The following is a 17,446-nucleotide window of genomic DNA, read 5'->3' as shown; positions in this document are numbered from 1 at the left end:
GCTCCTTATTGTCTAGGGGAGCGATTACGGCTTTTCTTTTTGTTGAATGACATTTGTTGATGGATATTTATTAGTGGGGGTGCAGGCTCTGGATAATTTTCTTGTAGTCGGAGTGCTATTTTCCTTTTCATATCATAAAAATTTTCCATTTCCACAAGTTGGGAAGTTAACAGTATCACTTCTCCATCATAAAAGTAGTGAGAGGATAGGATATTTTTATACTTGGTAATGGTATCTTTTAGTAATGTTTCGAGCTCCTTATCCTCTTTTTCAATTCCTGTTTTTGAATGGAGATAAAGCATAGTGAAATGTTTGTTTAAGAGTAGCTTCTGAAGATAGAGAATATTGTTATGGAACGCGGAATGCAAATAAAAGCTGTCCTTAAAGTCATCTTGGATCATTTTTTTCTCACGAAAAATCGTAATCCATAATTGATGATAAAGGTGCACGCAGTTCACTATGGTTTTCTCCAGGTTGACACTTGATTCAGAATGTTTTACTAATACATTCTCAATCCTATTTGTCATTTTTTCTTTTCCTTTCTGCACTCGTCGCAAGCACAGCCAGGTGGACAAAGAGGCGGGCACTTCTTCTTCTTAGGCTCCTTTGGTTCACTTTTTGGTCTTCTCTTTACATCCTTTAATTGGAGTGTTGTTTCGAGCTTCCTTAATAATAGAAATTCCTTCATAACGATAGAACTTAATGTGCTATTTATCGTCTGATTGAAGGTAATCAGATCCTGAAAATCAATATTATCAGAATGAACGTATTTATAAAGGAAAGCTTGAACTTTTTCTGCCTCTGCATTAAGTAAGTGAGATAACGCAGTTTCCTCTAAAGCAATGGACTCCAACAAATCAATCAATGTTTCATCTAGATCAGGGCGGTATGGTTGTTTTGGAATACTTGGCATACTCATGTGCTTTAATCACCTCCGCAATATAGTATGGGTGAATATGTAAAAAGGTTCATTAAATTATTTATACCTATAATCAAGTAATAGAAATAATACGACCTAATTCTTAAGACATAAGGAATGGTATTGCTAATATATACCTAGATTTAGTGAAAAAAGAGAGAAACGTCTATACAACCCATGCTAAAAAGAATAATTTATAGAAGGATAAACATCAGCAAGAATAGCTATATTCTGTGCGAGAGGTGGATAGTATGGATGTGAAAATTGAAGAGGTATCTTTCTATGAGGTTTCTACCCTCAAGAGTGCCTACAGGAAAGAACGGATGAGGTTAACTAGTGACGAAGGGGCGATCTGGTTAGGTGCTAAATTACATGGGGAATTAGTAGGGGTTTGTGCGTATTTACCTACGAGGTTGGGAGTCATGTGTAAAAGTGATTTAGTGCTAGAACAATATAGAGGGTTAGGAATATATCGTAAATTATTTAAGGAACGGATGAATCGCCTGAAGCCCCTAAACCCAAAGAAAATCTATGCGTATTGTACTCCGAACAGTGTTCAGATGTTTTTTAGAAATGGATTTAAGGAAAAAAGAAAGATTTATAGTATTACCTTAGTGGAAATGAAGTACCCCTTTCGGAACGAAAAAATAGAATTTTACGACTTTTGCAAGTGTATCAATGGAAAGGTTGTCCATGGACCTAAGGAAATGATAATACATCAATTCTCTTATTATATGAAAGCTATAAATAATCCTGGAACCGTTTTATTTCTTCTAGGAAAAAGTGGTGAAAAGTTGCAGAGTCATAAGGGTAATGGAAATTGCGCTATTGTTTTTCAAAAGGGTCATGTAAAGGAGTACTTACCAGATGTGACGTATATTGAAGTGGAAAATGTAAATAATGCATATCGAGAGTTTATTAATTTTTACCGTAATAGGTTTGATATCCCCGTTTACGCCATTACAGGAACCTGTGGTAAAACAACAGTGAAGGAAATGATTGCCCATATATTACATGAATATAGTGTCGTATCAACGATGAGAAGTAGAAATACGCCCCACAGTAACCTTCATTATTTAACGGAAATAACAGAAGAGACGGATGTGGCCGTCTATGAGACCCCGGTAAACGGTCCGAGATTATTGGAAAAAACGTGCGACTTTTTTCAACCAACTATAGGTATTATTACGAATATTGGTGTCGATCATCTGAATCTATGTGGAACGGTGGATAATTATATTCAAGCAAAGGGTAAAATGTTGAAAGGACTTGGCCACTCTGGAACACTCATCATAAATGCAGATGATGAAAACACAAAGAAAATATCGTTAGATAAATTTAAAGGGAAGGTAGTCACCTTTGGTATTGATTCTCCAGCCGACTACAAAGCATCCCACATCAAGTATGAGAAGGATGGAATGAGTTTCACGCTTCATCTTCAACATATGAAGTATGATGGATTTGTACCGGGATATGGGGTGCATGAGGTGTATAATGCATTAACGGCTATTGCAGCGGCCCATCAAATTGGATTCGGTGTACGTGAAGCGATCGAACAGCTCAGGTCATTTAAAAATATTGAGAAACATATGGAAACATTCGTAGGATACAATGAAGCAACGATAATTGATGATACTTGGAATTCCAACCCTACATCCGTGGAAGCAGCGGTAAAAACATTTCATGAGATGGGAGTAGGGAAAAAGAAAATTTGTGTGATTGGTAGCATGTCCTTTTTAGGCGAAAAGGAAGCTAAGATTCATGAATATGTAGGAAAATCCGTTGCTAACTATCCGGTGGATACATTCATTGCCTATGGGAAATACGCTTACGAAATTGCCAAGGGTGCAAAGGATGTAGATGCTGTAGGTAACGTTATAGTCTGTCATTCCGTTGACGAGTTAGAGGAAATCCTTTTACCTCAGTTAAATAAAGAAACAGCATTGCTTTTTAAGACATCCATGAAAGACAGGTCCTTAGGTCCTTTATTAGCGAAATTGCGAAAAAGATAAGGTTGTGATGAGACGGGGGAACAGTCCCTCGCCTCTTTTTATCTTCTAAAAAAAACTGAGGGACAAGGAGGGGGCCACGGTACGTTGGAGCAATAGGATTAGGGTTAGCTGTTTCATTTATAGCTGGTCAAAATATAGGAGTAGGAAATGGGAACGTATACCTCAAATTACTCGTTCAAGCATCGTCATGACTACGCTTATTATAGATTATTTATGTCTTATGATATTTCCCGGATTTATTAATTGTCTGGACGATGGAAAAAAAGTATCTATAGTAAATGACAAGAAAGAAAAGGCAATGTGAAAGATGTACCATGGTTCAGTTACTTCTACAATAGAAAGGGTCGTTATAAAGGATTAGATTAAGCACATAATAGAACATAGCACCGTTGAAACAGGAAGAGTTTATTCCGGCAAACGAAAACCGTCCACTTTTGCCGTATAAAGGGAGTGAGAAAATGGCTTATTCACTAGAATCAATAGCACATCTTGATCATACAAGAGAATTCGAGCAGCTGAATCAGAAATTTAAGCGTTTTAATCCATTTAAAGTATTAAAGGTGGAACGTTTCGAGATTAGACACTCTAATTTCCTTGGTTGGCTGTTAGACCCGAATGAAAATCATCAGTTAGGTGATTTTTTTGTGAAAAAAATATTATCTCGATTGGTAACAAAACCTGAAAATGATGAGAAAATAGCAAATGCTGATGTGTTACTGCATATGTACCGTTCATTTTGGGATACTCAAGTTATGCGAGAGGTCAAAACAAGTATGAACCGATCTATAGATCTTTTATTAAAAATACCATCTCAAAATTTAATTGTTATTATAGAGAATAAATTCTACTCAGGGGAATCCAAGGGACAGCTTGAAGATTATCTAGCATATGCAAGAGAAGAGTATTCAGGTTATGAGATTATACCTATATTCCTTACTCTTTCTACTGATGAACCTTCATATGAAGATTACTTTGTATTAGATTATAAAGATATTTTAGAAATTATAACGCAATACATTGAACTACATAAAGATGCTATTTCCCATAACGTTTATCATTTTTTAAGATATTACACAGCAATTTTACAGGAAGAGTTAGTTGATGATGAGGAAGCTATTGAGCTTGCTTTGGATGTCTATCAGATGAACCGATATGCTATTGATTTATTGTACGTTAGTCAACATCTTGAATATCATACAAAACCAAGATACATGGAATTGAGTAAGCAATTAGAAAGCTTCCAAAAAACAGAAAAGGACTTACTAAATCAACTTTATGAAAAAAATAAAGAAACAATCGATTACGTGTTCAAAATAGGAAGCAATGTTATTAGAGAGGCTTTCCTGGATTTTGTCAAAAATGAAGAGATGCCTGAAGAAGTATACAAAGCACATGTCTCTACACCTAATTTTATTTTACCCGACTGGTCTGACTTTGAAGAGGTTATTGGTAAGCCAGAGGAAGACTACTGGCTTGGTCAAGGGTTAATCATCTGGTTTAAACGAACATGGGATGAACGTTTGAAAATAAATGTTGAAGTGGGTCCAATTCCATATGAAAGTAGATATAGGTTATTAACTGAATTGGAAAAACAAGGAGTTTCTTTCCAATCTAGTGGCAAGCTAGAAGGAAAAAAGTATACAAAAGTTTATACAAATACTATTAATATTGTGGATTGGGCAAATAAACAAGAAATAGTAAACGGTATGGAATCTCTCTATCATGATCCTGATATAAATAACGTATTTAAACAAATTGCGGTGGCCATTGAAAAAATGGAAGAAAGTGAGGAAATACATATTTCACAGACTCGAACACATATACAACAAAGGGAAGGAGAGTTTCCAAAGGCTCCTTTTAAAAAATTTAGTAAGGCATATAACATTCATGACGATGACTACCGTTTTAAAAAATATAACGTATCATTTCTTGTTGCGGCATTTAGGGAGTTGGAAGAGATTTATGGAAAAACACGAGAAAAATGGTGGTGGCATGATAGTACGTTTACCTATTGGTTTGAAAGATTAAAGGATGACCGATTGAAGTTAACTTTAGAATTAGGTCCATTACAACCTGAACAACGACAAAAAATTATCGAAATGTTAGAGGAGCATCATAACGCTTTTCAAAGTAGGGCAAAGCTTCCTACTGCTAAGTACACTCGTTTATTCTCAGATTCAAAGGTTATCACAAATTGGGAGGATTCAGAAGAAGTATTCCAGGCAATGAAAACTTTATATGAAGATTCGATCAATAGGAAACTGTTAGCTGATATCTCAAGTTTAAAGGATTAAAATAGTAAGCGGCATCTTTGATTGAAGTGAATTTTAGCTGAACAGAACTAATGGACAATCAAAAACAGACTATGGACAAACATGTATAGCCATGCGTAACACAACCCCAAATAGACAAGGCATAGTCATCATTTTCCGAACCAAGTCAATATTCTTGAATAGATTAGTACAAACTAAGAGTTTACTTGGAAAGGAGAATGTGAAATGAAAAATAAAACAGAGACAACCCTTAAAGAACTATTAGAACTACCTGAGATAAAATCCGATTCAGGATTATGTGATTTAATTGAATCACTATTAAAAGACACTAGTAAGATTAATTTAATAAAACCAGTGCTAGAGAAACACCTTGACATAGAATCATTATTAAATATCAATAAGGACGACATTTCACCAGATCTAGATAATCTAAGAAGGTTTCTAAGAAGAATAGAAGAAAAAATTGAAGCCGTATTAGAAAAACTATTGTCTTTGCTAAAGGAACTTAAAAAGAAACATAAAAAATCGAAGAAACTCGATCCGCAATTAAGAAAGCTATTGCTGAAATTGATATTTTCTTTAATAAATCTCATAAGCCTAAAGAATCTGATTGAAAGATTGATAGGTGAAAATGAAGAACAAGAACAAGCATAATGATTCATCGAGGTTCGTGGGGACGGTTCTCGCGATGCGATTTGCTTCTTATCGGATTGCATTTGCATCGTGAGGACCCACCCGGTTGGGATTTAGCTTACTGAAATGGTGAGAGTAATCTGGTTTATTCCTTTAATAAATTATACATATAGTTGCTTTATATCGAAGAGGGAGAGTGCGTTTGACTCAAGAGAACCGTCCCCACGATGCAATGAAAAATGCAACGGCTAAATATAGGCACAGGGGACTGTAAATGAATGTATCGTATTTGGCGAAGGTGGAATGTTTTATCCTTTTAAAGAAGCCAAGATACTGAAAATCACCGATGGATCTTATTCCAAATACGAAAGTAAATACTATACAAACCCATTTCGTAAATGTGTTTGGTTCCATAAATGGTATTAGATTATATTGAACTAATAAAATAAAGGCTACAACTAATAACCCAACTGCAACAAATAGAGTAGCAAATTTACTTGGTGTGAACGTTGCACCTCCACTTGCTTTTTCAGGTACTGCTGTTTGGATCCCCACTTTCCCACCTAGAACCCAATAAAAATGCATTAAACTAACAAAACTTAATAGCAGAGCAGAGGAATAAATAAGAAATAAAAACATTTACTTACCTCCTAGTAGATACAGTTTGTATCTATTTTTTCTCGATCCCTTCCCAAACAACTTCAAATTGTGAGTTAAAAATAATTTCTAAGTCTTCATCAGGTGATTCTGATAAAGACCAGGTAATAAGTGAATTAAAATAGATTCCAACTAGTACAGAGGAAATGGTTTTCGGGTCAAAAGCACTTTGGAATAACCCTGTGTTCTTTGCATCAATGAACATGTCAGTAAGAGTATCAGTTAAGGTAAGGATGTTAGCTGATTCTGCTTTTAAAGCAGATCGTATCGTTTCTGATATGGTAAGTTTTAGTAGGTCAGCGTGTTGGGAGTAGGTGGCTAGCAGCTCTCGAAAAATATGGTGTACTTTACTTTTGATATTAGAACATTGATGTGTTTGTATTATCTCTTTAACCAGGACAATTTGAGAACTTCCAAGATGTAATAGGACATGCTCTTTTTTAGGGAAATAATTAAAGAACGTTCCTTTGGCTATTCCACACGCCGACGCAATCTTTTCTACACTAACATTTTCATATCCATATTCTTTAAATAATTCTATGGATTTTAAAAATATGTCCTTTTTTAATTCTTTTTTTCGTTCTTCTCTTAACACCGCAGTTATCCCTCCTTAGTTTATAAAAATGACCTAAGTCAACTAGTGACTGTGGTCATTTTAACATCAAATCCGTTTGTTTACAACTTATTAAACCCTGATATAACAAGCTTGATGGTAGTAATTAATGATTATATATAAACTTTGCCTCTTTGAGCAAAGAAGAAATAAATTTAAACAATAAACCAATAATAAAATGTATGAAATTTTCGGGAGGTAAAAAAATGAAAAGATATGATTTTCCTAACGTTTTTTTATGGGGTGGTGCAACGGCAGCTAACCAAATTGAAGGTGGATTTCATGAGGGGAATAAAGGTTTGAACATTGCAGATGTTCTTCCAGGGGGTAAAGAACGATATAACATCCTATTGAAGCCAGGCTTTAATTTTGAAATTGATCGATCGAAATATTACTATCCAAACCATGAAGCTATTGATTTCTATCATCGATATAAAGAGGATATTGCATTGTTTGCTGAGATGGGCTTTAAAGTTTTTCGCATGTCTATTGCTTGGACAAGGATATTCCCAAAGGGTGATGAGTTAGAGGCAAATGAAAAGGGCTTGGCATTCTATGATCGTGTGTTTGATGAACTGCTTAAATATGGGATAGAACCTGTGGTAACGATTTCTCACTATGAGATGCCATTAAATCTGGTGAAGGAATACGGAGGCTGGAGAAATCGTGAAGTGGTTACCTTTTTTGAAAGGTATGTAAATGTCCTATTTCATCGTTATAAAAATAAAGTGAAATATTGGATGACGTTTAATGAAATTAATAGTGGATTTGTGATGCCGATCCAAGGCCTTGGTTTTTCCATTCAAAAAGAGGAGGATAAATTCCAGCCAACCTTTCAGGCGTTCCATCATCAGTTTGTCGCAAGTAGCATTGCAGTAAAAGCGTGTCATGACATTATTCCTAAGGCAAAGATAGGATGTATGATTCTATATGCACCAGTGTATTCCTATGATTCCAATCCGGAAAATATCATGTATGCCCTTCAAGAGGAAAGTCTTTTTAATAATTTTTGTGCGGATGTTCAGGTGAGAGGGGAGTACCCTTCTTTTATAAAAAGATATTTCAAGGAAAACAAGATTGATTTGGATATGGAAGAGGGAGACTTACAGTTATTAAAAGAGGGGACTGTTGATTATATAGGTTTTAGTTATTATATGTCTCGGACGGAAAAGAAAGAAAAGACTGATGAAGAAGCTTCCCAAGGAAATATTATTGGTGGCATTAAAAATCCATTTTTAAAGGCAAGTGATTGGGGCTGGGAAATTGATCCGACAGGTCTACGTATTAGCTTAAACCAATTGTATGAACGCTATCAGGTTCCTCTTTTCGTTGTGGAAAATGGACTAGGTGCTTATGATAAAGTGGAGGAAGACGGATCCATTAACGATGACTATCGGATTGATTATTTACGTGAACATATTAAAGCAATGGGAGAAGCCGTTGAAGATGGAGTTGAATTAATGGGCTATACAAGCTGGGGCTGTATTGACTTAGTTAGTGCATCTTCAGGGGAGTTCTCTAAACGGTACGGGTATATTTACGTAGATAAGCATGATGACGGCAGCGGTACATTAGAACGGAAAAAGAAAAAGTCCTTTTACTGGTATAAAGACGTGATAGCCTCCAATGGAAGGAACCTGTAATGGATTGTGGTGGTTCAGGGGTTCGTGGGGACGGTTCTTTTGACCCAAAAGAACCGTCCCCTAGGTCTTCCTCATAAGAAGAATCAATGATAAAAATGAAAAAATCTTATTTCTCTATTCATACCATGTAGTTGTAGCTTTATTATTTGTATTCATCTATACACACTTCCTTTTAGAACTACAGTTAGGACAAAAAGTAGGAGATGGTATTTTTTATATGACGAGGTATAACAGCATCTATGAAGAGTATGGTAGAGAAATGAGTCATGGGTATACAGAGCAAACTGGACTAGGCATCATTACCGTACCACTATTAATAGGTGTGTTTCCAACAACAATATATGTCTACGTAAAAGCTATCATCAAAAAGAATAGAAAAACAATCACTACAGATTAAGAAACAATATGTTGAGAGTCTACAAGTACATTCTATGAAATGAATTAACTTTTCCAATTACATCCATAAACATTCCCCATCATACAGAGAACAAAAATTTTGAATCTCGTTTGGTTGCTAGAGTATTTTCACTTATAATGTATGTGTAAAGGTAGGTGAGAGATATGACTGATACGAATGATAAAGAACTAGAAGAAACGATGTTAAAAGCACTTAATGGACTGAAAGAACTAAGAAGAGAGAAGGAAGAAAAACGGGATAAGCGCAACTGGAGTGAAATAGAAGTTCCTTTTACCCTACATGATGGACTCAGTAGTTTTACGAAATACGAGCTTGATACTATTAGAAAAAACTTAGGGATTAGAAATGCCAGTAATCTGAAAAAAGCAGAGCTCACGGAGTTGTTACAGGAGAGAATACCAGAGTACCTTGACCAACTTTACCTTCTTTGGGATACAGATCGATTTAAATTACTAACACAAATAGCTAGTAGGGGTGGTCAAATTCCTTCACCAAATAATATAGAAGCTGATCAAATTGATTATTTTAGAGGAAATGGCTTAATTTACACTGGGGTTTTTGAAGGGAAGAAGGTATTGATTATACCTAATGAATTAATCGAACCAATTAATGCCTTAAAAAACAATTTTAGTGTAAAGAAAGCAATAAATAGAAATACAGAATGGATAAAGCTTACACGTGGACTATTGTATTATTACGGAACGTTGAGTGCAGAAGAGCTTATTAATATGATAGAAAAATACACTGAGGAATCCGTAAATTTCTCTGAGTTCAGAAAAGTAATAGTAGATGCAAATTCTTATCATAAGGAAATTTATATTAATGAAGATGGATTCTCTAATGTTCGAGTTTTTGATTCAAAAAGAGTGAAGCAGGAACATAGAACTAGAGAAAGCATAGATTTCTATTCTTTTAAAAAACAACAGCTCCTTACTGCTGGAGAGCCAGATTTTGTGGAAAAAAATGAAAGCTATAGACAATTAGTTCGTTTCCTTACAGATCACTTTGATATGGACAAGGTAGAAGCAGATAGTATTGTAGAAGAGTGTGTCTTTGCAACGAGGATTGGTCATGGACCTAATGAAGTGCTTCATTTTTTAAGTGAGACTTTAGTATTTGACTCTGAAGACATTATTTCACTTTTGATGGAGAAAGTTATTTACTTGATGAATAACACGAGAGAATGGTTCTTGAAAGGCCATACGGCGAACGAGTTACATGCAGAAGAGAAAGATTTTTTTCAACCATTTCCTACACCAGTTTCCACCGCAAATAAAAATCAAAGTAAAAAAGTTGTAAAAATAGGTAGAAATGAACCGTGTCCTTGCGGAAGTGGGAAAAAGTATAAGAAGTGTTGCGGTCGATAAAGACGGGTTAGAGCTGTGGGAGATTGGTCATTACCTTTTGCAGTCGATACAACTAATTTAGATAAAACAATGATCACGGATGGCTTTCATTCGAGAGAAGATGTTTATGGGGACGTAGATAGATAGAAGCTTAAATCATAGAATAGTGTATGCAACTTGCAGGACTTAATGCCGTTAAAACAGCTAGGATGTCCCCATAGTGTATTGAGATTAAGGTTTACAGAAACAAAGGGTTCTAAGCGGAACGAATATCCCTTTAGAAAAGTTATTTCATAGAGTTAGTGGGACGGTATTTTCTAACGAAAAAGAACCGTCTCTTTCGTTTGTCTGTATACCGATTAGTCAAGAGGATGCACTTTAATATTAAGGTAAATGGTTAACAGGAAACATACAATATAAAATAGTACGCCAGTAATCGAGGTTGCCGAGAAATATTCGAGAATACCCATTGTTTACCTCCTTTCATATTTTGAAAGATGGACCTTGGTTAATTACATCGTATTACGATATAAGTGGACAGGGAAATAGACAAAAAAACGTAAATTTGTATTTAAATTATATCGTAGTATGATATAAAGTTCAACGACATTTAACTGAAAAGTCAGATAATATAGTTCTTGTATATTATGTGCTTATTTTTACATTCCAGTAATGTATTCTAGATATCCATTAATTTTTTGATATTAAGTAACTAAGTACTAACCTTTTTGATCTTCTGTTTTAATGATAATATTGATAAAAATATGGACTTTAGGAGATTGATTGAAATGAAAAATCATATGGATAAGGAAGTCTATGAATCACTTGCAGAATTTCGGTATCAGTTAAAAAAATTCCTCCATTTTAGTGATTTAGAAGCACGGAAAGTAGGGGTTACTCCACAGCAACATCAATTACTCTTAGCCATAAAAGGCTTTCCTGGCCGTGAATATGCAACTCCAAGGGAATTAGGAGAACGATTATTTATTTCACATCATGCTTGTGTAGGACTTATTGATAGGTGTGAACAACTAAATCTTGTGACTCGAAGGAAAAATCCTGATGATGGCCGAAGTGTGCTAATTGAAGTTACAGAAAAGGGAGAGGAATTATTAGAAAAATTGTCTGAGATACATTTAAATGAAATAAAGAGAATACACGTGTTCCAAGATGTACTCATAAGGAGTGAATGGAATTGAAGGAGAAAGTAGGACATTGTAAAATTTGTGAAAAGGAGATTTTTTGTCTAGATGGTTTCTTTAATGGAATCATTGATTCAGATGGGGTAGTCACCTGTTTTTCATGTAATGAATCCACTGAAAATAGTTTGAGTTAATAGAATTACGAAATGGATTCATAATAGAATTTATTTGGGAACATGGTGTAAAGTGACCATGTTCCCAAGTTGTCGTGACACTAATTAATATTAATAGGCGTTGGAAATGACAAAGGCGCTGACAGTGTGTGGAGTGCTCTTAGCCACATTTTCCCTTAAGACCAATAGAAATAGAGGAAAAACCAGTAAGGAGGACGAGATGAAATCTAAGCTGTTCTGTATGTGAAATTTATCCTCTGCCCCTCTTCGATTAAAAGTACTAGAAAAACTTGATTTTGTACTCACATTCTTGATCACCATTCACATTACATTTTACTTCTCGAACATTAATTCTACCTTTATAGATGGTAGATAAAGCGCCTTCAAGAATAGCTCCTTCCAAGTCACAAACCATATTCCCCTCATGTACAGGAAGACCTTCACAGAAGCAATCTTCAATTGCTATATGCATTTCAGCATCTTTTTTTTCTATTACTCTCGGTATTCCAATCTTTAAATCTTTAAATAACTGTAGTGCTTCTTCTACAGATTTCACTGCTAAACTTTCACCAATTTTTTTCCCTACAACTAACGTAGTGCTTTTTCCATGCATTGGCAAACCTTGATACATTCCAATTAGTCGAACGGAACGAAAAAGCTCTAAAGGAACATCATTACCTAAGGTAGGGCGTTGTATTTTTTTCATATCATCGAATTTGAATAAGTTCATTGTTCATGACCTCCATTTTTTCTCTATCATGACAGAAAAAAAATTCCGTTACCTTGATTTAAGTCAATTACACTTACAACTTTTGTGTTTATGCTAAATTCATACAAACGAAAAATCGGAGGAAAAGATCATGAATGTAGCTATAGCAGCAGACATATATAAGGAAGCATTAATACAATCTCATGATGGTATCGTTCTCATAAACAAACTAGGGGAAATTGAGTTTGCCAATCCCACTTTTCTACAGTGGATTGGTCTTGAGGAAAAGGAAGTTATTAAAGGAAATATAAATCGTTTTATCACATTACCAACTTCTAAAAACTGGAAAGGTGTAATGGAAGTTACTTCGATGAAACGGGAAAAGCAATCTGTGTGGCTTGTTGTAAACTCCATTGAAAGGAAAGGAGAAGGAGAGATTGATCTTCAAATACTAACGTTTCGCTTTTTTCAAAAAAGTGGATTAGACCCCCTGACGAAATTACCTAATCGCTATATGCTGCAGAGCAGGTTGGACGAAATGATTGCATGTTCCTTTTATCATGATACTTGTTTTGCTGTACTTTTTATTGATCTAGATCGATTTAAATTTGTGAATGATACGTTAGGGCATTCTTATGGTGATTTACTTCTCCAGCAGGTAGCGAAAAGGCTTGTGCATTCTATAGGAGAAAAGAACATGCTATTTCGAACAGGTGGAGATGAATTTATTTGCTTATTGGATAATGTAACCGGAGAAGCGAATGTAGTGGAAAAAATAAATAAGATCTTAAAGGCATTCACCATTCCATTTCGCCTTGCTCAAATGGAGATTCATGTTACGATCAGCGTTGGAATGAGCATGTATCCATATGATGGTAATGATGCAGAAGTGCTAATTTCTACTGCTGACTCAGCTATGTATAGGGCAAAAAAGAAAGGAAGGAATCAATTTGAAAAGGCGAATGTAGAAGTGAATGCCGGTGCATTTGAGAGGTTAGTGATTGAAAATTATTTGCGTAAAGCCTTACCTAATGGAGAATTTTTAATAGACTACCAGCCACAGGTTGATTTGAAGGAAGATAAAATTATTGGATTTGAAGCATTGTTACGGTGGAATCAGCCTGATCTTGGAAGGATACCTCCTTCTGAATTTATTCCTATAGCGGAAGAAACAGGTTTGATTTTGCCAATAGGACAGTGGGTATTAGAGAGGGCGTGCTTTCAGATTAAGGAATGGGAACAAGCTGGTGTCTATTCGGTGAAGGTTGCTGTCAATATTTCCACGCAACAATTTCTTCAACGAAATTTTGTAGATACGATTAAAAGTGTTATTAATAAGACGAGGATTAATCCAAAAAAACTAGAGTTAGAAATTACCGAGGGAATGATAATTCATGATATTGATGCTGCGATCTCTATACTGCAGCAATTGACGGATGTTGGTGTGAAAATTTCAATTGATGACTTTGGAACAGGATATTCTTCTTTAAGTTATTTAAAGAATTTACCGGTAAATACCGTAAAGATAGATCGATCCTTTGTTTTTGATATTGATACAAACCCTAGTAGTAAAGCATTAACCTCCGCTATTACTACATTGGCTCATGATTTAAACTTACACGTTGTTGCAGAAGGGGTGGAATCCTATCAACAACTGTCATATATAAAAAGGTCTTCCTGTGATGTTGTTCAAGGATTCTATTTTAGTAAGCCTATTCCTTCTACAAAAGTAGTTGATTTTCTCAAAAAAATGAAACAGGTGGTGTAGTGAAGTGTTAAAGGTAAAAAATGAAGGTAACAAAGCAATCATAGATGTACGTGAACAAATTAAAAACGGCGAACATCCTCGAAAAGAAATTGTTCAATTTGTTAAACAATCGCCATGTGGAACGATATTTGAAATACATTTACCAGTACGAGCAGAGCCGTTACTAACTGTTCTTTCTTCCTTAGGGATGTCAGCTGTAATTAATGAACTGGCACCTGATCATTTTAAGATATTGGCTGTAAAACTAGATAGCCATTCTTAAACGATTGGAACATTAAATTTCAGCAATAGCTGTCAGTTTCGTAGAATCAACTACTCTAATATCTCTACGGTTTTTTAATTGTATTAGTTGACGATCTGCAAAGGAAAATAATTTTCTACTAACAGTTTCAGGGGTTGTGCCTAACATGGAAGCTAAATCCCGTTTACTAATTGGGAGGGTAAAATAATCGTCTTCTGTTTCAATCTTATGAAAGAATAATAAGATAATTTTTGCTAAACGTTTCTCCACATCCATTAGTGATAGGGCAGTCATCCATTCATCTGCCGTCATTAATAAGGTGTTGAGAGTAGTAATTAATTGCAAGGACATTTTAGGATTTTCTTCTAAAATTTCGATGAACGTATCCTTTGCAATAATGCAGATTACCGTTTCTTCTAATACTTCTGCATTGGCGTAGTGGACGTCATTTTGGAGAAGGGCAAACTGTCCTAAGAAATCACCTGGAAAAAGTAGTCGGATAATTTGTTCTTTTCCATCTGCAGACAGTTTGAATAGCTTTACCAATCCTTTTTTTACAACAAAAAGTCCGTTTGAAATATCTCCTTCTTGAAAGATGTAATTTCCCTTGTGAAACGTATGACTTTCCGTTGCAGATTGTAGAGTGTGGATAGCCTTTAGGTCTAAGCCTTTAAATAAAGGTACACGGGACAAGCAAGATTGTTTTATGTCACAATTATTTGAGCATCCCAAAATTGATTCACCTTCTTATCACTTCTTTTTCTATTACTATAATGGAAGAAAAGGCGACGGGATGTGATATAAGTCATGACGAGAGAAGTTTTGAGAAAATAACAACGTGGTGACTATCATTATTGTTCACCTACGTTTCTTGCGGATATAAACGTAATATGGTGATATAGATCATAGTCCTAGATCTGATAAACATTATAATGGAGGTGAATATAATAGAAAGGTGTGGTGAAATTGGAAAATAACAGGGGATACCTTTATACAGAAATTGGTGGGCAAGATACGATTGAAAAATTGGTGGATGCATTTTATCCAAGAGTGTATGCTGATCCAGAACTAAGGCCGCTGTTTGAAGGAGACATAGAGGAAATTAAGAGAAAGCAACGGATGTTTTTACCACAATTTTTAGGAGGACCTGCCCTATATAGTCAGGAATTCGGACCCCCAGCCATGCGAGAACGTCATCTTCCTTTTGAAATCACGCCAAAAAGAGCAAAATGTTGGCTTAGTTGTATGAAAGAGGCATTTAAGGAAGTAGGGATCCATGATACACCTGCTGGAAAAGCTTTTTATTATCGACTGGAACAAGTGGCGGAAATAATGGTTAATAGTCCAGATAAAGGATAATTTTTTTAGGTGTGAAGGCTAGTTTATTCCTAAAGCCATAATACAATTACTAATTGGAAGTATTGGAACCGTGATGATAGATGCATCAATGAATAGTTTATTTGGAATAGAACAGGTTAAAAAAACTATGCAGATTGTATCATTTATTTCCTGTCTGATTTATTGAAGGCACAACTGGTAGTTTACCAGCATGTTGTGCTTTTTTTTGAATGATAAAATGATGACTGTACGTAAAGTGCCTAGGAGACAGGACATCGATGATTATACCGATTGCCTATAGGGTTCTTAGGGTAGATGTGGGTGTCTTGCTTTTCTAACTTTAATAATCTTTTTAACTTGACTAATATACTGAAACAATATTATAAAGTGAATCGTATATATAATAATCGGTAGCATTTTTAAGTCTGTTCTATCTGGATCGCCTCCGATGATGTTAATTTATTCCGAGGTGGTAGACATGCGATCAATTATTCTTATAATCTCAGTTGTATATTTCCTTTCATTATTGCCAATCGCTACTTTTATATATTTTAAAAATAAAAGGGAACCTCAGGAAGAAAAGATGAATATGTTCCTTTGGCTTTTAGTTTCTATTATTCTCGCATTCCCTCCAACAGTAGTGATTGCTTTTTTCCTACTTGTTTTGCTTGGTACCACCAATATTGTCGATATGCTGTTTTCCCTAGAATTGAGTATGAATCAACTAATTATGCTTACTATTTCCATACTTGTTTATTTATTTACACTTGATAGTGTAATAGAAAAACTCGTGAAATATATGACAGAAAAAAATAAATTTTATTTATTTATAGTATTGCTAACTCGCATTATAGCTTTCCATCTTATTGGTATGATCATTGGTTTAAACCAAGCAAATAGCTTAGTCATTTCGACCGGAGTAGCGTTGATTATCATGATTCTAGAAGTACTTTACCATTATCAAGAAAGACATAAAGGATAAAAATTACACCATCCAGGTGTAAAAAATGAGAACGAAAAATAGGAAGTGCATTAACTGAAAGAGCAAAATGGTGAGGGGTTACATTACTTTATAAATATTTATTTGCCGTGCTTAGGTTAGGAACTTTATTTCCGATTTTCACAAAAGAATATTTATCTTATACTAATAGAAGATGGATTTTATCTAGAACTGTCATAGTCTCGAGTATTAGAATGGAGGAACAGCAATGAGATTACCGAAGTGTTGGTCTTGCAAACACAGCTATACATACATGGAAGCTTTGCGATATTTATGGTCGAAAGAGTGTCCAAAATGCGGAAAAAGACAGCATCTCACCCCACAAAGTAACTGGAAAACAATGATTCCTACTGGAGTTATCTTATTATTACCTGGCTATTTCATTCGATTCTATTTAGAAATAGGCTTTCTCTCATACGTATATATTGGAATAGGACTATTTACGATCGCGATGTTAGCTACTCCATTTTTCTTTGAATTTACGAATAAAAGGGACACGCTAATGGATTCGTAGGGACGGTTCTTTTGACCCAAAAGAACCGTCTACCTTCTTTCCTTATA

At 35.0% G+C, this 17,446-nt stretch carries 18 protein-coding genes; 12 read left to right on the top strand and 6 right to left on the bottom strand.

The genetic code is table 11. From position 1 onward, the window contains the following. Positions 1-5: 5 nt before the first annotated feature. Together QA612_RS15210 and QA612_RS15205 are read right to left on the bottom strand one after the other, a co-directional pair. The gene (locus QA612_RS15210) at positions 6-527 is read right to left on the bottom strand and encodes a hypothetical protein (RefSeq protein WP_278284671.1); all 522 of its coding nucleotides are present in this window, start codon (positions 525-527) and stop codon (positions 6-8) included. Continuing rightward, entirely contained in the window at positions 524-919 is a 396-nt protein-coding gene (locus QA612_RS15205) for an alpha-helical endospore appendage domain-containing protein (RefSeq protein ID WP_278284670.1), read from the bottom strand. Before QA612_RS15205 ends, QA612_RS15210 begins: the two co-directional genes overlap by 4 nt. Positions 920-1,170: 251 nt before the next feature. On the opposite strand from QA612_RS15205, the gene QA612_RS15200 reads away from it, so the two are divergent. The 3 genes from QA612_RS15200 (at position 1,171) to QA612_RS15190 (ending at position 5,858) form a co-directional block, all read left to right on the top strand. Further along, positions 1,171-2,931, top strand: a complete 1,761-nt coding sequence (locus tag QA612_RS15200) for a UDP-N-acetylmuramoyl-tripeptide--D-alanyl-D-alanine ligase (RefSeq protein WP_278284669.1) — start codon at positions 1,171-1,173, stop codon at positions 2,929-2,931. 458 nt (positions 2,932-3,389) lie between these two features. Next, complete coding sequence (locus tag QA612_RS15195) at positions 3,390-5,225, top strand: PD-(D/E)XK nuclease family protein (protein ID WP_278284668.1); 1,836 nt, start codon at positions 3,390-3,392, stop codon at positions 5,223-5,225. A gap of 204 nt (positions 5,226-5,429) precedes the next feature. After that, a complete protein-coding gene (locus QA612_RS15190; protein ID WP_278284667.1) occupies positions 5,430-5,858 on the top strand; it encodes a hypothetical protein in 429 nt (142 codons plus the stop codon). 186 nt (positions 5,859-6,044) lie between these two features. Here the strand turns inward: QA612_RS15190 and QA612_RS15185 are convergent, their stop codons facing one another. Continuing rightward, positions 6,045-6,476: a DUF3995 domain-containing protein gene (locus QA612_RS15185; protein ID WP_278284666.1), complete on the bottom strand. Its 432-nt coding sequence runs from the start codon at positions 6,474-6,476 to the stop codon at positions 6,045-6,047. Between the two features lie 31 nt (positions 6,477-6,507). Beyond that, complete coding sequence (locus tag QA612_RS15180; RefSeq protein WP_278284665.1) at positions 6,508-7,089, bottom strand: TetR/AcrR family transcriptional regulator; 582 nt, start codon at positions 7,087-7,089, stop codon at positions 6,508-6,510. Between the two features lie 224 nt (positions 7,090-7,313). Here QA612_RS15180 and QA612_RS15175 point away from each other — a divergent pair, with 224 nt between their 5' ends. The 4 genes from QA612_RS15175 to QA612_RS15160 all read left to right on the top strand — a co-directional run bounded on the left by QA612_RS15175 (position 7,314) and on the right by QA612_RS15160 (position 11,713). Continuing rightward, positions 7,314-8,750, top strand: coding sequence for a glycoside hydrolase family 1 protein (locus tag QA612_RS15175; RefSeq protein ID WP_278284664.1), 1,437 nt, complete (start codon positions 7,314-7,316; stop codon positions 8,748-8,750). Positions 8,751-8,967: 217 nt separating this feature from the next. Continuing rightward, a complete protein-coding gene (locus QA612_RS15170) occupies positions 8,968-9,147 on the top strand; it encodes a hypothetical protein (protein ID WP_278284663.1) in 180 nt (59 codons plus the stop codon). Between the two features lie 164 nt (positions 9,148-9,311). Then, positions 9,312-10,535, top strand: coding sequence for a YecA family protein (locus QA612_RS15165; RefSeq protein WP_278284662.1), 1,224 nt, complete (start codon positions 9,312-9,314; stop codon positions 10,533-10,535). 767 nt (positions 10,536-11,302) lie between these two features. Beyond that, positions 11,303-11,713 carry a MarR family winged helix-turn-helix transcriptional regulator gene (locus QA612_RS15160; RefSeq protein WP_278284661.1) on the top strand — a complete coding sequence of 137 codons (411 nt, stop codon included), beginning with the start codon at positions 11,303-11,305 and terminating at the stop codon, positions 11,711-11,713. A 396-nt stretch (positions 11,714-12,109) separates the two neighbouring features. Here QA612_RS15160 and QA612_RS15155 read toward each other — a convergent pair whose 3' ends face one another. Beyond that, a complete protein-coding gene (locus QA612_RS15155) occupies positions 12,110-12,559 on the bottom strand; it encodes a V4R domain-containing protein (RefSeq protein WP_278284660.1) in 450 nt (149 codons plus the stop codon). A 130-nt stretch (positions 12,560-12,689) separates the two neighbouring features. On the opposite strand from QA612_RS15155, the gene QA612_RS15150 reads away from it, so the two are divergent. Together QA612_RS15150 and QA612_RS15145 are read left to right on the top strand one after the other, a co-directional pair. Further along, positions 12,690-14,306: a GGDEF and EAL domain-containing protein gene (locus tag QA612_RS15150; protein ID WP_278284659.1), complete on the top strand. Its 1,617-nt coding sequence runs from the start codon at positions 12,690-12,692 to the stop codon at positions 14,304-14,306. A gap of 4 nt (positions 14,307-14,310) precedes the next feature. Continuing rightward, entirely contained in the window at positions 14,311-14,568 is a 258-nt protein-coding gene (locus QA612_RS15145) for an amino acid decarboxylase (protein ID WP_278284658.1), read from the top strand. A gap of 12 nt (positions 14,569-14,580) precedes the next feature. On the opposite strand, the gene QA612_RS15140 is transcribed toward QA612_RS15145, so the two are convergent. After that, positions 14,581-15,279, bottom strand: coding sequence for a Crp/Fnr family transcriptional regulator (locus QA612_RS15140; RefSeq protein ID WP_278284657.1), 699 nt, complete (start codon positions 15,277-15,279; stop codon positions 14,581-14,583). Between the two features lie 234 nt (positions 15,280-15,513). On the opposite strand from QA612_RS15140, the gene QA612_RS15135 reads away from it, so the two are divergent. From QA612_RS15135 to QA612_RS15125, 3 genes are all read left to right on the top strand, one after another. Beyond that, a complete protein-coding gene (locus tag QA612_RS15135) occupies positions 15,514-15,906 on the top strand; it encodes a globin domain-containing protein (RefSeq protein ID WP_481804447.1) in 393 nt (130 codons plus the stop codon). A gap of 457 nt (positions 15,907-16,363) precedes the next feature. Continuing rightward, positions 16,364-16,867, top strand: a complete 504-nt coding sequence (locus tag QA612_RS15130; RefSeq protein ID WP_278284655.1) for a hypothetical protein — start codon at positions 16,364-16,366, stop codon at positions 16,865-16,867. 226 nt (positions 16,868-17,093) lie between these two features. Further along, positions 17,094-17,399, top strand: a complete 306-nt coding sequence (locus QA612_RS15125; RefSeq protein ID WP_278284654.1) for a TIGR04104 family putative zinc finger protein — start codon at positions 17,094-17,096, stop codon at positions 17,397-17,399. Positions 17,400-17,446 lie beyond the last annotated feature (47 nt).

It is taken from the genome of Evansella sp. AB-P1, assembly GCF_029688925.1.
In the GTDB taxonomy this organism is placed as follows: Bacteria; Bacillota; Bacilli; order Bacillales; family Salisediminibacteriaceae; genus Evansella.
The sequence above is the reverse complement of the archived record's forward strand: the minus strand, read 5'-3'. Positions and strand labels throughout refer to the sequence as shown.

Excerpts from the sequence above, each read along its gene's own strand:
- QA612_RS15210 (WP_278284671.1), bottom strand. The coding sequence starts at position 527 with ATGACAAATAGGATTGAGAATGTATTAGTAAAACATTCTGAATCAAGT.
- QA612_RS15205 (WP_278284670.1), bottom strand. The coding sequence starts at position 919 with ATGAGTATGCCAAGTATTCCAAAACAACCATACCGCCCTGATCTAGAT.
- QA612_RS15200 (WP_278284669.1), top strand. The coding sequence starts at position 1,171 with ATGGATGTGAAAATTGAAGAGGTATCTTTCTATGAGGTTTCTACCCTC.
- QA612_RS15195 (WP_278284668.1), top strand. The coding sequence starts at position 3,390 with ATGGCTTATTCACTAGAATCAATAGCACATCTTGATCATACAAGAGAA.
- QA612_RS15190 (WP_278284667.1), top strand. The coding sequence starts at position 5,430 with ATGAAAAATAAAACAGAGACAACCCTTAAAGAACTATTAGAACTACCT.
- QA612_RS15185 (WP_278284666.1), bottom strand. The coding sequence starts at position 6,476 with ATGTTTTTATTTCTTATTTATTCCTCTGCTCTGCTATTAAGTTTTGTT.
- QA612_RS15175 (WP_278284664.1), top strand. The coding sequence starts at position 7,314 with ATGAAAAGATATGATTTTCCTAACGTTTTTTTATGGGGTGGTGCAACG.
- QA612_RS15170 (WP_278284663.1), top strand. The coding sequence starts at position 8,968 with ATGACGAGGTATAACAGCATCTATGAAGAGTATGGTAGAGAAATGAGT.
- QA612_RS15165 (WP_278284662.1), top strand. The coding sequence starts at position 9,312 with ATGACTGATACGAATGATAAAGAACTAGAAGAAACGATGTTAAAAGCA.
- QA612_RS15160 (WP_278284661.1), top strand. The coding sequence starts at position 11,303 with ATGAAAAATCATATGGATAAGGAAGTCTATGAATCACTTGCAGAATTT.
- QA612_RS15155 (WP_278284660.1), bottom strand. The coding sequence starts at position 12,559 with ATGAACTTATTCAAATTCGATGATATGAAAAAAATACAACGCCCTACC.
- QA612_RS15150 (WP_278284659.1), top strand. The coding sequence starts at position 12,690 with ATGAATGTAGCTATAGCAGCAGACATATATAAGGAAGCATTAATACAA.
- QA612_RS15130 (WP_278284655.1), top strand. The coding sequence starts at position 16,364 with ATGCGATCAATTATTCTTATAATCTCAGTTGTATATTTCCTTTCATTA.
- QA612_RS15125 (WP_278284654.1), top strand. The coding sequence starts at position 17,094 with ATGAGATTACCGAAGTGTTGGTCTTGCAAACACAGCTATACATACATG.